This is a genomic window from Mediterraneibacter faecis (assembly GCF_055383675.1).
In genome coordinates, this window is record NZ_AP043803.1 from 1578886 (window position 1) to 1594096 (window position 15211).

The following is a 15211-nucleotide window of genomic DNA, read 5'->3' on the forward strand; positions in this document are numbered from 1 at the left end:
AACAAATGTAATTATTCAGAACAAAAATAAGATAAAAATCAAGCGGCAGCAGGGAATTATTAATCCTTACTGTCGCTTGATTCTACTTTACTTTTAATCAAAGAAAGTTTCATGCAGTTTACGTACTGCAAGATCTGCATAGGCTTCATCGATCAGAGCAGTGATGCGAATCTCAGATGTAGTAACCATCTCTGTGTTGACATCAATACTTGCGAGTGCACCGAACATCTTTGCAGCAACACCTGAATGAGAACGAATACCGGCACCAATGACAGAAACTTTGGCAACATTTTCATCAGAATCCAGTTTCTTAATGCCAAGATAGTCTTTGCTTTCATTTAACAGATCCAAAGCACGGAGCATGTCCGATTTTGCAACAGTGAAGGATACAGATTTTGTACCGTCTTTACCAAGAGACTGGATCATGACGTCAATGTTCAGTTTATTCTTATCTAAAAGATTTAAAAGACGGAATGTGCTACTAGGCTCGTTCCCGAGACCGGCAACACGGATTTTGGCTACATTTTTATCGGCTGCCACACCACTGATTAACATTTTTTCCATTTTCGTTTTCTCCCTTACAATTGTTCCTGAATTGTGGTTTAAGCTAGAACATACCAGAAGTTCTACACCGTATTTTTTCGCAATTTCTACACATCTGCTGTGAAGGACTTTCGCACCAAGAGAGGCCATCTCAAGCATCTCATCATAAGTGATCTCCGTCATTTTATGAGCGTTTGGAACAACGCGTGGATCGGCGGTATATACTCCGTCTACATCTGTGTAAATTTCACAGACATCGGCATGGAGTTCAGCAGCAAGAGCAACCGCTGTTGTGTCAGAGCCGCCGCGGCCAAGAGTTGTGATATCTTCATACTTATTGATTCCCTGGAATCCAGTTACGATGACGATCTTGTTCGCATCAAGCTCTTTACGGATACGCTCGGAATCAATTCTCTTGAATCGTGCATTTTGATAATTTGAAGTTGTATGCATTGGAACCTGCCATGCATTCAGTGACACTGCACTGACGCCCATGGAAATCAGAGTCATTGCCATTAAGGATACAGAAACCTGTTCACCGGTTGTGAGAAGCATATCTAATTCCCTGCGGGAAGGCTGCTCTGTGATCTGTTTTGCTGTTGCAATCAGATTATCTGTAGTCTTTCCCATAGCAGACAGGACAACAACAACCTGGCTGCCTTCGCGCTGCTTTGCGATACAGCGGTTTGCTACGTTGCGGATGTGCTCCAAATCGGCCACGGAGCTTCCGCCAAATTTCATTACTGTCAGCATATTTTTATCTCCCTTATATTCTCTGACGAATCTGTGTTGCTGGTAATATATAGTGTGAGCAGTAACAGCAAAAGAGTCAGAGAATTTTTAGTTACTGTTCATAGTGGGTGTGAGCAGCAACTTTATACGTAGATAAGTATAGCAAAAAAAAGAAATAAAATACAGAAGAACGTTTGTTCTATATATACTTGCAGTGGCATAAAGTGTGTGTTATACTGCAAATTAACAGAAAGCAGGTGAATAAAGATGACTCCAAAAGAAGTAATACCAAAAGTGCAGCAGGACCTTTTTGCAATGCAGGATCTAAAATATCGGGATTTTCACGCAAAACTGATGCCAACAGTAGAGAAAGAATCAGTGATAGGAGTGAGAGTTCCTGTACTTCGAACTTATGCAAAGAAATTCGGGAAGACAGAAGAGGCGAAGCAGTTTCTTAAGATCCTGCCACATCAATATTATGAAGAGAATAATCTGCATGGGCTTCTGATCGAGCAGATTAAAGATTATGAACTCTGTATAGAAGAACTGGAGCGCTTTCTGCCCCATATAGATAACTGGGCAACCTGTGATCTTCTGGCAGTCAGAACAGTGAAGAATCATCTGAATTCTTATATCAAAAAGATAGATCGATGGCTGGAATCAGAGCATATATATACGATCCGATTTGGAATCAATATGCTGATGCGCTATTATCTGGAAGAAGAATTTAAGTTAGAATATCCGGGGAAGGTTGCCGCAATCCGTTCAGAAGAGTATTATGTAAATATGGCCAGGGCATGGTATTTCGCAACAGCACTTGCCAAAAAGTATGATCAGGTTCTTCCATTTCTAGAAGAACAGAAGATGGACGTATGGACACATAATAAGACAATCCAGAAGGCAATCGAAAGCTATCGGATCACGCCGGAACAAAAAGAGTATCTGAGAACTTTGAAGATAAGACAATAATGTTTGTAGGAGGAGAAATAATGGCAGAAATAATAAGAGTACTTATGATTAATGGAAGTCCAAGAGCAAACGGAAATACTAGTGTAGGACTAAAAGAAATGGAAAAGATTTTTCAGGAAAATGGAGTAGAAGTAGAGACAGTAGTTGTTGGAAATAAACCTGTCCGTGGATGTGTTGCCTGTGGAGGATGTGCTTCCAAGCAAAAATGTGTTTATGATGATGTAGTTAACGAACTGGCTTTGAAATTCGAGAAAGCAGACGGACTGGTTATCGCAAGTCCAGTCTATTATGCATCCGCAAATGCAACATTGATCGCCTGTCTTGACCGTCTGTTCTACAGCACACCATTTGATAAGACTATGAAAGTAGGAGCCAGTGTTGTCTGTGCAAGGCGTGGTGGATGTTCAGCAACATTTGACGAGTTAAACAAATACTTTACAATTTCTGGAATGCCAGTTGCTTCCAGTCAGTATTGGAATAGTATTCATGGAAGAATACCAGGAGAAGCAGAGCAGGATGGAGAAGGAAAGCAGACTATGAGAGTCCTCGCCAGAAACATGACATTTCTTATGAAGAGTATTGCCTTGGGTAAAGAACAGTTTGGACTTCCGGAGAAAGAAGAACGAATTGCAACACATTTTATTAGGTAAAGAAGAGGAGAATTAAAATGAGTTATGTATCTTTTAATGATGTGATAGAATTAAATGGAATTCTTAAAGATAAAGGTCTGAATTTCCGAATTCATCTCAGGGACACTTGTGGAAGGCAATCCTTCTGGATCGAACCACTTGGTAATTGTGCCTGCGAAGGACGATATGATGAGATGTATCAGGTGGTAGAAGAGTACCTCGAAGGAAAAGGATTTTCCGTGCAGTACGACGATCAGAAGATGAATTTTGTGGTATAAATTTGTATTTAGATGTTTGAATTCTGAGTGATGGAGCAAAAACTTTTGTTGGATAAGGGCGTGATATGGATACTTTATTGCATCGGACACCGGCCCGCTCCTCTTCATCCCTTTGAATGAATGTAACGAAAAAGCCCAAACAGGCATCGTGAGTGATTTCTGTTTGGGCTTTTTCTAACATTCAGAACAAAGTGTATTCAGAACCGCTCCTGCCTTAAAATGTGTCCTCAGCAATAAAGTATCCACATCACTTACATTATCCAGGACAGAAGGGATTGCCGTGGAACGAATTCAACACTTAAACATAGAATTCCGGACGGAAGTAAAAAAGGAACGCTATCGACTGAACCTGAGTCTATCTTCTCGTTTACGTGCATCAAATCAAAACTTGTATGAAGTCTTTCAGATTCGTCCCGTTAAGCAAACACTTCTGTTTGGAATAAAGAAGCGAGGATGGTGCTATATTGTTGAGGACACATGTAAGGCAGGAGCGTTCCGAATACACCTTGTTCAGTATGTTAGTAAGAGCCAGACAGGCACCACTCACGGTAACTGTTCTGGCTCTTACGTTACATACTTTCAAGGGGAGGAGGTAGAGCGGGCCGGTGTCCGATGCAATATAGCACCATTCTTGCGGCCTTATTCACCACCAAATCCTTTGCTTCAATATGGAGAATCAGACAGACAAATACAAATTTATTTCGACTTCACTTCTCTCCACAATTCGTTATACAGCGCCTCATTTTCATCTCCGAGGAAATTAAACGTCTCACAGTTTTTCAACTGATCAATATCAGGGAATGCAATCGTGCTGTTTCTCATGTAGTCATCCTCGATCAATGCCTGCCCGGCAGAGTTAGGGATGGAGTAAGTGATGTATTCAAAATTCATTTTTGCAATATCCGGTCTACAGAGGAAGTTGATGAATTCTTCTGCATGTTCTTTATTCTCTGCATTTTTTGGAATAACCCAGGAATCAATCCAAAGATTAGAACCTTCCTTAGGAATCACGTAATCGAGATTTGGATTCTCCTGCTGGCAGTAGAGTGCTTCGCCGGAATAAATTACTCCGAGAGCTGCTTCATTTCCAATCATTTTATCACGTACCTGGTCGATAACATATGCCTGCACAAGAGGTTTCTGTTCAATCAGCAGATTTTTGGCAGCCTGAAGTTCATCCAAGTCTGTTGAATTTAATGAATAGCCCAGGTATTTTAAAGCGACACCAAAGGCATCTCTTACACTGTCCTGCATAAGGATGCTATCTTTATATTTTTCATCCCACAGAACACCCCAGCTGTCAATTGGCTCATCTACCATTTTCTTGTTATAAAGGATTCCGACAGTCCCCCAAAGATAAGGGACAGAATATTTATTATCAGGATCAAATCCTTTGGCAAGATCCATATATTTCTGATCGATATATTTCAAATTTGGGATGTTGTCATAATTAATCTCTTCCAAAAGATTATTCTCAATCATTCTCTGAATCATATAATCAGATGGACATACGACATCGTATGCAATCGCTCCCGACTGAATTTTTGGATACATGATCTCGTTTGTCTCAAATTCTTCATATACTACATCAATACCGGTTTCTTCTTCAAACATATCAATAACATCAGGATCAATATAATCACCCCAGTTATAAACAATTACCTGACCTTGTGAGGAGATAACATCGTTCTTTCCATAAATAAAACCACCGATGATAATAAGCACAGCCATAGCAACAGGTACCAGACGTTGGAAGAAAAATCTTCCAAATTTTTGTGCTTTTCCGAAACGCTTTATTTTTACTACTTTTTTCTTTTCGGCAGGTGACATATTAATCAGGATCAAAAGTAACAGCACTGTAACAAACATAATGGTTGAAAGTGCATACATTTCAGGCTTGATTCCTTTACGGACTTCACTGTAAATCTTGGTTGAGAGTGTATCAATACCAGGACCTTTTGTGAAATGCGTGATCACAAAGTCATCCAGAGACATTGTAAAGGAAAGCAGGAAACCGGAGAAAATTCCAGGCATAATATCTGGAAGTACTACTTTGAAGAATGCATAGGCTGGAGAAGCTCCAAGGTCCAGTGCAGCTTCATAAGTTCTACGGTTCGTCTGTTTTAATTTTGGCATTACACTTAAGATGACATAAGGTATGTTGAATGTAATATGTGCCAAAAGGATTGTTTTGAATCCAAGTGTGAAGCGGAATGCAATGAAGAGAAGCATCAGGGATACTCCTGTTACGATATCGGCATTCAGCATAGGGATGTTTGTAACTCCCATAAAGAGGGTACGCATTCTTGAATTCATTGCCTGCATGCCAAGTGCGGCACAAGTACCGATCAATGTTGCAATCAGTGCAGAGAGCAATGCAATGATCAGTGTTGTGTACAATGCATTCATAATCTCTTTGTTTTGGAAAAGAGACACATACCATTTTCCGGTGAATCCGCCCCATTTGGAACGTGTTTTAGTATTGTTAAAGGAGAGGACCATCAAAGTCACGATCGGTGCATACAAAATAATGCAGATCAGTGCCAGATAGATCTTTTTTGCTATAGTTTTCATTAAAATGCTGTCCCCTCCCCGTTTTTATCATATTTGGCGATCACAGCCATACTTGCGATGATGAAGATCATCAGCACCAGGGATAAACCGGAACCGGTATGCCAGTTGCTTCCCTGTTTGAATTCCTGCTCGATCACGTTTCCAATCAGAAGAATCTTGCTTCCACCGAGAAGGTCGGAAATAACAAAGGTCGTCAGCGCAGGTACGAAGACCATAGTGATACCACTGATAATTCCAGGAATGCTCAAAGGAAAGATGATCTGTGTAAATGTCTGAAATTCATTGGCTCCAAGATCTCTTGCTGCATAAATGACATCTTTATCAATCTTTGCCAATACATTATAAATAGGAAGCACCATAAAAGGCAGGAAGTTATATACCATACCTAATACAATAGCCCCCGGTGTATTGATGATAGACTGCTGTGGCAGACGGAAGAATGCAAGAATGCTGTTGATCACACCATTTTTTTCAAGCAGTGTCTGCCAGGCGAGTGTACGCAGAAGAAAGTTCATCCACATAGGAAGAATAAAAATCAGTACGATAAGACTTGTCTGGTTCATGTTTTTTTCAGATAAAATCATTGCAAGAGGATATGCAAGAACCAGGCAGATCAGTGTGCTGACCAGGGAAAGCAGCAGCGCAAGTCCGAGTGCTTTCAGATTCTCAGGCGAAGCCATCATTGCAATGTTAGACCAGGTAAAAGTCCCTTCTTTATCTGTCAGACCATAATAAAAGATCATGAGCAGTGGGATAATAATAAATGACACGGACCAGAAAAGATAAGGTCCGGCAAGTAATTTTCTATTCTTCAACAGCAGGTGCCTCCTCATCTTCAGATTCTGGTTTTTTCATAATCTGGATGTCAAAAGGATCTACTTTGATTCCGACTTCAGTTCCTACAGGGAACATATCTGTGCTATGTACGAGAAGTTCATAGTTGTTGGCAAGAACTTCCATCTCGTAGTGAACGCCCTTAAAGATCAAGTTTATTACAATTCCGTCAATAACACCTTCTCCAGGCTTGACAAGATCAATATCTTCCGGACGGATTACAGCATCGACCGGACGGTTATGACCAAATCCTACGTCTACACATTTCCAGACAGCACCGAGCATACGGACAACTTTGTCTTCGAGCATGGTTGCAGCAATAATATTGCTGTCTCCGATAAAATCAGCTACGAATGCATTTTGCGGTTCGTTATAAATATCTTCCGGGGTGCCGATCTGCTGGATGTATCCCTGATTCATAACGACAATCGTATCAGACATTGTAAGAGCTTCTTCCTGATCGTGCGTTACATAGACAAATGTAATTCCAAGTTCATTTTTTAATCGGATCAGCTCATATTGCATATCCTGGCGAAGTTTTAAATCCAATGCACCAAGTGGTTCATCAAGAAGAAGAACCTTTGGTTCATTTACAATCGCACGTGCGATTGCGATTCGCTGCTGCTGACCACCACTTAAGGAGTCAGGAGAACGATCCCCGTATCCTTCCAGATTGACAAGCTTTAAGGCATAATGAATTTTATCGCGGATATAGCCTTTAGATTTACCTTTGATCCTCAATCCAAAAGCAATATTTTCTGCAATGGACATATGAGAGAAGAGGGCATATTTCTGGAATACGGTATTCAGCTGACGACGGTTTGGCGGAAGACTGTTGATATTTTTTCCATCAAAAATAATATTACCGGAGTCCGGTGTCTCAAATCCACCGAGAATACGTAATAGTGTTGTTTTTCCACATCCACTAGGACCAAGGAGTGTGAGAAATTCGTTCTCACGGATATAAAGATTTAATTTATCCAGAATTACATTTTCGTCATAGGATTTGGTAATATCTATGATATCGATCAGTTTATTAGACATTTTTATCCTCCGTATATAATTGTTTTATCTGATTCATCCGGCTGACTGCATTACGCAAGAGCAGATCAGCGAGAGTGAGTGCGGTCATTGCTTCCACAACAACAACTGCGCGCGGTACGATGATTGGATCATGACGTCCGTGAATAGACAGTTCGATTTCTTCGCCTGAATTAGTTACAGTGTGCTGCATCTGAGAGATCGAAGGTGTTGGCTTGATCGCAGCTCTTAAGATTAATTGAGAACCATCACTCATGCCACCCAAAGTTCCACCGGAATGATTCGAAGTTTTCATAACCTCTCCTTGTTGCATGCAGAAAGGATCATTGTTTGTGCTTCCGGTAGAAGAGGCACTCTGAAAGCCATCGCCGATTTCGACACCTTTTACGGCTCCGATAGACATGATTGCCTGTGCAAGTAAAGCGTCCAGTTTATCGAAGACCGGTTCACCGAGACCGGCTGGAAGATGGTCAACACGGCATTCAATTAGACCGCCGCAGGAATCCATCTGCTCCATAAGAGTAGAAACATATTCAGCAGCCTTTTTGGCAGCATCTTTATTCGGCAGATAAAAACTGTTATTTGTAATCTCAGTAAAATCATAATCAGCTTCATCTACAGTGACAGGACCGATGGATTTTGCATAAGTTGTCAGCACAATCCCTAATTCGCCAAGTAATTTTGAAGCAATTGCACCGGCAGCAACACGGCCGATCGTCTCACGGCCGGAAGAACGTCCACCGCCACGGTAATCACGGAAACCATATTTCTGATCAAAGCAGTAATCTGCGTGTCCCGGACGATAAGATGTCGCAATATTCCCATAATCTCTGGAACGCTGATCCTGATTCCGCACGAGAAGAGAAATAGGAGTTCCGGTTGTAGTTCCTTCAAAGACTCCGGACAGAATCTCGACAGAGTCAGATTCATTCCGCTTCGTTGTATATTTACTCTGTCCCGGTTTGCGGCGATCTAAAAATTGTTGAATATCCTGTTCAGATAAAGGGATGCCGGCAGGGCATCCATCTATAACTACACCAACTCCGGGACCGTGGGACTCGCCCCAGGTAGTGACTCGAAATAAAGTACCAAATGTTGAACCGCTCATAGTATATCTAAAACTCCTTTCGTTTGTATCAATAAGGTATACAAAAAGTGCGTATAAAATGCTCTTTTGCATATCATATATCATTCTTTTTCGTATCATACCCCCAGATACGAAACATATTGTTGTGTTTCATAACTGAGGGTACAGTGCAATTATATAGGAAGAAAGAGGTGTACGCAAGTTAAAATGTTATAGAATTCAACAGAATTTCAAAAATAAATTACAAAAGTATTTCTAAAAGATTTCGTTCGAATTAACAATTCAACATCGGTTTAATTTGTGCGTATTTCATGAAAGTTTGGGGTGTACATTTTGGAAAAAGCGTAATATAATGAAGTCTGAATCAAAAAGAAGTATTAATCCAAAAGACGAGGGTGAGAATTAGAATGTCTGAAAAGAAAGTAGTTAGAAGACGCAAAGTAAGAAGAAAGAAAAAGCAGAAGACAATTGACAAGAAGATCTGGATGATTATCGGTGGTGTTATTGCTGGCCTTGTTATTGTTTATCTTGCAATATCAGTCTTTTTTATGAGTCATTTCTATATTAATACGCAGATTAACGGAAAGAACTTTTCTGGTAAGAACGCGGCGGCGGTAGAGAATTATATTAAAAATCAGGTGGCAGATTATAAACTGACAATTGTAGAACAGAATAATATGACAGATGCAATCGAAGGATCGGATATTTCACTTGTATATAAGGAAAATTCAGATATAGAAGATGCGCTGAAGAAGCAGAATGCATTTTTGTGGCCACAGGCATTTTTCTCAAAAAGTTCAGCTGAAGTCACAATTGAGGTCGGATATGATGAAGCGGCGTTGGAGTCAAAGATTGAATCCGTACAGGCTCTGAATCAGGAGCAGACAGATCCACAGTCTGCTTATCCAAAGTATGATGGGAACAGTTTTGTTGTTGAACCTGAAGTTTATGGTACGAAAGTAGATGTGGATACATTTAAGGCAAAAGTGAAGGATGCGATCACAAACTTCAAGAGTGAATTAAATATGATGGATGAGAAGTGCTATGCTATGCCGAAGTACACTTCAGAGTCTCCGGAAGTTCAGAAAGCCTGTGATGCGATGAACAATTATCTGAAAGCCAGCATCACTTATAAGATGACAAACCAGGATGTGGTTGTGAACAAGGATCTGATCTCAGGCTGGGTAACATATGATGATAATATGAATGCAACGCTTGATGAGTCAAAGGTGAAAGAGTGGCTTCGTGAATTTGGAAAGACTTATGATACGGTTGGAACGACAAGAAGTATTACAACTCCGGGAGGAAAAACAGTAGACGTTTCGGGAGGTACTTACGGCTGGTCAGTTGACGAGGCAGCAGAACTGACTGCGCTTGTTGACAGCATTAAGAAAGGTGAGGTTGTCGAGAAAGAACCTGCTTATGCACAGACGGCAGCTACACATGACGCGCAGGATTGGGGAACGACTTATCTGGAAGTAGATATCCCGGCTCAGCACATGTGGTATGTGGTTAACGGAGCTGTACAATTAGAGACAGACGTTGTTACAGGACTTCCTACACCGGAGCGAGAGACACCGACAGGAGTTTATTCGATCCTTGAGATGAAGAGGGATAAAGTTCTTACAGGAACAATAAATCCTTCAACAGGAAAGCCAATTTATCAGACGGAGGTAGATTACTGGATGCGTGTGACCTGGACAGGAATCGGATTCCACGATGCGACATGGAATCCAAGCTTTGGAGGAAGCCGTTATCAGACGAATGGTTCTCATGGATGTATCAATATGCCATTAGACCAGGCGGCAAGTCTTTACGGAATGCTTAGTACGGGAACACCTGTTATAATACATAATTAAAGGAAATGCAAAGATAAATATAGCCTGCCATAACTATTGGCAGGCTTTGATAGTCTGAAAACCAAAAAGAAAAGAAGAGGAAAAAAGCTTATGTATGAACTTTTAAAGAAGGACGGGCGTGCGAAAAGAGGACGCTTTACAACAGTTCACGGAGTAATTGAAACTCCGGTTTTTATGAATGTTGGAACAGTAGCAGCAATCAAAGGAGCAGTATCTACAGATGATCTGAGAGGGATTAAGACGCAGGTGGAGTTGTCTAATACATATCATCTTCATGTTCGTCCGGGAGATGAAGTTGTGAAGAAACTCGGAGGACTTCATAAATTTATGAACTGGGATAAACCGATTCTAACAGATTCCGGCGGATTTCAGGTATTTTCCCTTGCAAAGTTGAGAAAGATCAAGGAAGAAGGAGTTCATTTTAATTCACATATTGATGGTCATAAGATATTTATGGGACCGGAACAGAGCATGCAGATTCAGTCTAATCTTGCATCCACGATTGCGATGGCATTTGATGAGTGCCCGTCCAGTGTGGCAGACAGAAAGTATATGACGAATTCTGTAGAGCGTACGACGCGCTGGCTGAAGCGCTGTAAGGAGGAGATGGCAAGACTGAATTCTCTGCCGGATACGATCAATCCACATCAGATGCTGTTTGGAATTAATCAGGGTGGAATTTATGAGGATATCCGAATTGCACATGCACAGCAGATCGCAGAACTGAATCTGGATGGTTATGCAGTGGGTGGACTTGCAGTAGGAGAGAGCCACGAAGAGATGTACCGTATTCTTGATGCAGTGGTTCCGCAGCTTCCGGAAAACAAGCCAACTTATCTGATGGGTGTTGGTACACCGGCTAATATTCTGGAGGCAGTAGATCGAGGAGTGGATTTCTTTGACTGTGTATATCCGTCAAGAAACGGACGTCATGGGCATGTATATACAAATCATGGAAAGATGAATCTGTTTAATGCCAAGTATGAACTGGATGACCGTCCGATCGAGGAAGGATGTAACTGTCCGGCATGTAGAAGCTACAGCAGAGCGTACATCAGACATCTTTTGAAAGCAAAAGAGATGCTCGGAATGCGTCTGTGTGTACTTCATAATCTGTATTTCTATAACACAATGATGGAAGAAATCCGTGATGCGATTGATGCAGGGGAATTCCAGGCATACAAGAAGAGAAAATTGGAAGGCATGGAACAGAAATAAAGATTCTGAACAAAAGATATAAAAAATGTATAAAAACATATAAAATATCCATGGAATATTAGAAAAACACTTGAATTAAAAGCTATTTTTGTGTATAGTAGATTTATTGTCTATTAGTATTTTAAAAGTACTGGACAGATAGGTTTAAGAAATAGTCAGGAGGAAATTTCAATGGGAACAGTAGGTATTATTGTTGTTTATGCTGTTATCCTCGGTGGTATGTGGTTTCTTCTGATGCGTCCTCAGAAAAAGGAGCAGAAGAGAATCCAGGCAATGCTCGCTGATATGGAGATTGGAGATACAGCGCTTACTACAAGTGGATTTTATGGTGTTATCATCGATATTACTGATGATGACGTGATTGTTGAGTTCGGTAATAATAAGAATTGCCGTATTCCTATGCAGAAGGCTGCGATCGCTCAGATTGAGAAGCCAGGTGCTGAATAAGAGGAAAAATGAGACCGGAAGGAGTGTGACTCTTTCTGGTCTTTTACTTTATATAAAAACGTGCCCGAAAAGTACAATTTTCGATAAAAATACAGAGCGCCCTCTATTTTTTCACTCGAAATACTTGAAACAGCGAAAAAAATGCGGTATGATAAAAAAAGATTTTTACATTTTGGAAGGATGAGTTAGATATGGAAATGAAAATTGGAGTAATCAAAGGAGATGGAATCGGTCCTGAGATCGTAGATGAGGCAATGAAGGTGCTGGATCAGACAGCGAAAGTTTATGGTCATTCTATTTCCTACACGCAGCTTCTGATGGGAGGAGCATCAATTGATGTGAACGGGGTGCCGCTTACAGAAGAGACTCTTCAGCTGGCAAAGGACAGTGATGCAGTTCTTATGGGCTCCATTGGTGGTGATGCGAAGACTTCTCCATGGTATCAGCTCGAACCATCAAAACGTCCGGAAGCAGGTTTGTTACAGCTTAGAAAGGGACTTAATCTTTTTGCAAACTTAAGGCCGGCAGTTCTCTACGATGAACTGAAAGGTGCGTGTCCACTGAAGAAAGAGATCGCGGACAGAGGATTTGATCTAATGATCATGCGTGAATTGACAGGTGGTCTTTATTTCGGAAAACGAAACACAGAAGAGATTGATGGTGTCCTTACCGCAAAAGACGAACTTACTTATAATGAAAATGAAATCCGCAGAATTGCAAAACGTGGCTTTGATATTGCAATGAAGAGAAACAAGAAGGTCACAAGTGTTGACAAAGCGAATGTACTTGACTCTTCCAGACTTTGGAGAAAAGTTGTTGAGGAAGTAGCGAAGGACTATCCGGAAGTTACATTAGAACATATGTTTGTTGACAACTGTGCAATGCAGCTTGTGAAGGATCCGGCACAGTTTGACGTTGTCCTGACAGAGAACATGTTTGGAGATATTTTATCCGATGAAGCAAGTATGGTGACAGGTTCTATCGGAATGCTTGCAAGTGCAAGTCTGAACGATACAAAATTCGGTCTGTATGAACCAAGTGGCGGTTCAGCACCGGATATCGCCGGAAAGGGAATCGCAAACCCGATCGCAACAATTCTTTCAGCAGCAATGATGCTGAGATTTTCATTTGATCTTGATAAAGAGGCAGATGCGATTGAAAATGCTGTTGCAGCAGTATTAAAAGACGGATACCGTACAATCGACATTATGTCTGAAGGAAAAGAACAGATCGGAACAGCCCAGATGGGAGATAAGATCTGCGAATATATTAAGTAATTAGCAGTTGTTACAGAAAGAGAGGATTTTAAAATGAGAAGTGATACAGTTAAAAAAGGAATTCAGCAGGCACCACATCGTTCTCTGTTTAATGCACTGGGACTTACAGAAGAGGAATTAGAACGTCCACTGATCGGTGTTGTAAGTTCTTATAATGAGATTGTACCGGGACACATGAATCTGGATAAGATCACAGAAGCAGTTAAACTTGGCGTGGCAATGGCCGGAGGAACACCAATCATGGTTCCTGCAATTGCTGTCTGTGATGGTATTGCTATGGGACATATCGGTATGAAATATTCTCTCGTAACAAGAGATCTGATCGCAGATTCTACAGAAGCTCTTGCTATGGCACATCAGTTTGACGGGCTTGTAATGATCCCAAACTGTGACAAGAATGTACCGGGACTTCTGATGGCAGCTGCCCGTGTGAATGTACCGACAGTATTTGTAAGCGGCGGACCGATGCTTGCAGGACATGTAAAGGGAAGTAAAACAAGTCTTTCCAGTATGTTTGAAGCAGTAGGTTCTTATGCAGCCGGAAAGATGAATGACGAAGACATTTGCGAATTTGAGAATAAAGCATGTCCGACTTGCGGATCCTGTTCCGGTATGTATACGGCAAACAGTATGAACTGTCTGACAGAGGCTCTTGGTATGGGGCTGAAAGGAAATGGAACAATCCCAGCTGTTTATTCTGCAAGAATCCAGCTTGCAAAGCATGCAGGTATGCAGGTGATGGAGCTTGTAAGAAAGAATATCCGCCCGAGAGATATTATGACAGAAGATGCAATCCTCAATGCACTTACAGTTGATATGGCACTTGGATGCTCTACAAACAGCATGCTTCACCTTCCGGCAATCGCACATGAGATTGGTATGGATTTCGAGATTGATTTTGCAAATGCGATCAGCGAGAAGACTCCAAACCTTTGTCATCTTGCACCGGCAGGTCATACTTATATTGAAGATCTGAACGAAGCAGGCGGAGTTTATGCAGTTATGAATGAGCTGAATAAGAAGGGACTTCTTCACACAGACTGCATGACTGTAACAGGAAAGACAGTAGGAGAGAATATTGCCGGATGTGAGAATAAGAACCCGGAAGTTATCCGTCCAATCGACAACCCATATACTCAGACAGGCGGACTTGCTGTATTGAAAGGAAATCTTGCACCGGACGGAAGTGTTGTAAAACGTTCTGCAGTATGTGATGAGATGCTTGTACATGAAGGACCGGCAAGAATCTTCGAGAGTGATGAAGAAGCGACAGAAGCAATCAAGACAGGAAAGATCAATCCTGGAGATGTTATTGTAATCCGTTACGAGGGACCAAAAGGCGGCCCTGGAATGAGAGAGATGCTCAATCCTACATCTGCGATTGCAGGATACGGACTTGGGTCTACAGTAGCTCTTATCACAGATGGAAGATTCAGTGGAGCATCCAGAGGTGCTTCTATCGGACACGTATCACCGGAGGCAGCAGTTGGCGGACCGATCGCACTGGTAGAAGAGGGAGATATTATCAAGATCAATATTCCGGAACTGAAATTGGAGCTGGATGTATCGGATGAAGAACTGGCAGCAAGAAAAGCAAAATGGCAGCCAAGAGAACCTAAGGTTAAGACAGGATACCTCGCAAGATATGCTTCTATGGTAACATCAGGTAACCGCGGAGCAATTCTCGAAGTACCGAAGGCAAAATAAAATAAAGAACCAGGAG

At 41.4% G+C, this 15211-nt stretch carries 13 protein-coding genes; 8 read left to right on the forward strand and 5 right to left on the reverse strand.

Translation table 11 applies throughout. The features are described from left to right. Positions 1 to 93: 93 nt before the first annotated feature. Complete coding sequence (locus tag ACZ47Z_RS07435; protein WP_015529118.1) at positions 94 to 1296, reverse strand: aspartate kinase; 1203 nt, start codon at positions 1294 to 1296, stop codon at positions 94 to 96. Between the two features lie 246 nt (positions 1297 to 1542). Between ACZ47Z_RS07435 and ACZ47Z_RS07440 the strand changes: the two genes are divergently transcribed. From ACZ47Z_RS07440 to ACZ47Z_RS07450, 3 genes are read left to right on the forward strand one after another with little or no spacing between them, the layout of a single operon-like run. Continuing rightward, on the forward strand, positions 1543 to 2244 hold the full coding sequence (locus tag ACZ47Z_RS07440) for a DNA alkylation repair protein (RefSeq protein ID WP_278414868.1): 702 nt from the start codon (positions 1543 to 1545) through the stop codon (positions 2242 to 2244). A gap of 20 nt (positions 2245 to 2264) precedes the next feature. Then, positions 2265 to 2894, forward strand: a complete 630-nt coding sequence (locus ACZ47Z_RS07445; RefSeq protein WP_054751171.1) for a flavodoxin family protein — start codon at positions 2265 to 2267, stop codon at positions 2892 to 2894. Positions 2895 to 2911: 17 nt separating this feature from the next. Then, positions 2912 to 3151, forward strand: coding sequence for an RDAC family protein (locus tag ACZ47Z_RS07450; protein ID WP_015529121.1), 240 nt, complete (start codon positions 2912 to 2914; stop codon positions 3149 to 3151). 696 nt (positions 3152 to 3847) lie between these two features. Here the strand turns inward: ACZ47Z_RS07450 and ACZ47Z_RS07455 are convergent. The 4 genes from ACZ47Z_RS07455 to aroC are packed head-to-tail and all read right to left on the reverse strand — an operon-like array spanning position 3848 to position 8708. Then, positions 3848 to 5725 (reverse strand): extracellular solute-binding protein, encoded by a 1878-nt coding sequence (locus tag ACZ47Z_RS07455; RefSeq protein ID WP_015529122.1) that lies wholly within the window; start codon positions 5723 to 5725, stop codon positions 3848 to 3850. Continuing rightward, positions 5725 to 6540, reverse strand: a complete 816-nt coding sequence (locus ACZ47Z_RS07460; protein ID WP_118085259.1) for an ABC transporter permease — start codon at positions 6538 to 6540, stop codon at positions 5725 to 5727. The genes ACZ47Z_RS07455 and ACZ47Z_RS07460 overlap by 1 nt, the downstream gene beginning before the upstream one ends. Continuing rightward, entirely contained in the window at positions 6530 to 7603 is a 1074-nt protein-coding gene (locus ACZ47Z_RS07465) for an ABC transporter ATP-binding protein (RefSeq protein ID WP_464526023.1), read from the reverse strand. Before ACZ47Z_RS07465 ends, ACZ47Z_RS07460 begins: the two co-directional genes overlap by 11 nt. Continuing rightward, the gene (gene aroC, locus ACZ47Z_RS07470) at positions 7596 to 8708 is read right to left on the reverse strand and encodes a chorismate synthase (protein WP_444317087.1); all 1113 of its coding nucleotides are present in this window, start codon (positions 8706 to 8708) and stop codon (positions 7596 to 7598) included. The genes ACZ47Z_RS07465 and aroC overlap by 8 nt, the downstream gene beginning before the upstream one ends. 386 nt (positions 8709 to 9094) lie before the next feature. Here aroC and ACZ47Z_RS07475 point away from each other — a divergent pair, with 386 nt between their 5' ends. The 5 genes from ACZ47Z_RS07475 to ilvD all read left to right on the forward strand — a co-directional run bounded on the left by ACZ47Z_RS07475 (position 9095) and on the right by ilvD (position 15195). Then, complete coding sequence (locus ACZ47Z_RS07475; protein ID WP_464526024.1) at positions 9095 to 10546, forward strand: L,D-transpeptidase family protein; 1452 nt, start codon at positions 9095 to 9097, stop codon at positions 10544 to 10546. 90 nt (positions 10547 to 10636) lie between these two features. Beyond that, positions 10637 to 11764, forward strand: coding sequence for a tRNA guanosine(34) transglycosylase Tgt (gene tgt, locus ACZ47Z_RS07480; protein ID WP_054751173.1), 1128 nt, complete (start codon positions 10637 to 10639; stop codon positions 11762 to 11764). 171 nt (positions 11765 to 11935) lie between these two features. After that, entirely contained in the window at positions 11936 to 12211 is a 276-nt protein-coding gene (gene yajC / locus ACZ47Z_RS07485; RefSeq protein ID WP_015529127.1) for a preprotein translocase subunit YajC, read from the forward strand. 191 nt (positions 12212 to 12402) lie between these two features. Then, positions 12403 to 13488, forward strand: a complete 1086-nt coding sequence (gene leuB, locus ACZ47Z_RS07490; RefSeq protein ID WP_054751353.1) for a 3-isopropylmalate dehydrogenase — start codon at positions 12403 to 12405, stop codon at positions 13486 to 13488. Between the two features lie 33 nt (positions 13489 to 13521). Further along, the gene (ilvD, locus tag ACZ47Z_RS07495; protein ID WP_464526025.1) at positions 13522 to 15195 is read left to right on the forward strand and encodes a dihydroxy-acid dehydratase; all 1674 of its coding nucleotides are present in this window, start codon (positions 13522 to 13524) and stop codon (positions 15193 to 15195) included. Positions 15196 to 15211: the final 16 nt, after the last annotated feature.

What these genes read in the sequence shown, in the direction of transcription:
- ilvD (WP_464526025.1), top strand. Translation starts at nt 13,522, where the DNA reads ATGAGAAGTGATACAGTTAAAAAAGGAATTCAGCAGGCACCACATCGT.
- ACZ47Z_RS07465 (WP_464526023.1), bottom strand. Translation starts at nt 7,603, where the DNA reads ATGTCTAATAAACTGATCGATATCATAGATATTACCAAATCCTATGAC.
- yajC (WP_015529127.1), top strand. Translation starts at nt 11,936, where the DNA reads ATGGGAACAGTAGGTATTATTGTTGTTTATGCTGTTATCCTCGGTGGT.
- ACZ47Z_RS07455 (WP_015529122.1), bottom strand. Translation starts at nt 5,725, where the DNA reads ATGAAAACTATAGCAAAAAAGATCTATCTGGCACTGATCTGCATTATT.
- aroC (WP_444317087.1), bottom strand. Translation starts at nt 8,708, where the DNA reads ATGAGCGGTTCAACATTTGGTACTTTATTTCGAGTCACTACCTGGGGC.
- ACZ47Z_RS07435 (WP_015529118.1), bottom strand. Translation starts at nt 1,296, where the DNA reads ATGCTGACAGTAATGAAATTTGGCGGAAGCTCCGTGGCCGATTTGGAG.
- ACZ47Z_RS07475 (WP_464526024.1), top strand. Translation starts at nt 9,095, where the DNA reads ATGTCTGAAAAGAAAGTAGTTAGAAGACGCAAAGTAAGAAGAAAGAAA.
- leuB (WP_054751353.1), top strand. Translation starts at nt 12,403, where the DNA reads ATGGAAATGAAAATTGGAGTAATCAAAGGAGATGGAATCGGTCCTGAG.
- ACZ47Z_RS07445 (WP_054751171.1), top strand. Translation starts at nt 2,265, where the DNA reads ATGGCAGAAATAATAAGAGTACTTATGATTAATGGAAGTCCAAGAGCA.
- tgt (WP_054751173.1), top strand. Translation starts at nt 10,637, where the DNA reads ATGTATGAACTTTTAAAGAAGGACGGGCGTGCGAAAAGAGGACGCTTT.
- ACZ47Z_RS07450 (WP_015529121.1), top strand. Translation starts at nt 2,912, where the DNA reads ATGAGTTATGTATCTTTTAATGATGTGATAGAATTAAATGGAATTCTT.
- ACZ47Z_RS07440 (WP_278414868.1), top strand. Translation starts at nt 1,543, where the DNA reads ATGACTCCAAAAGAAGTAATACCAAAAGTGCAGCAGGACCTTTTTGCA.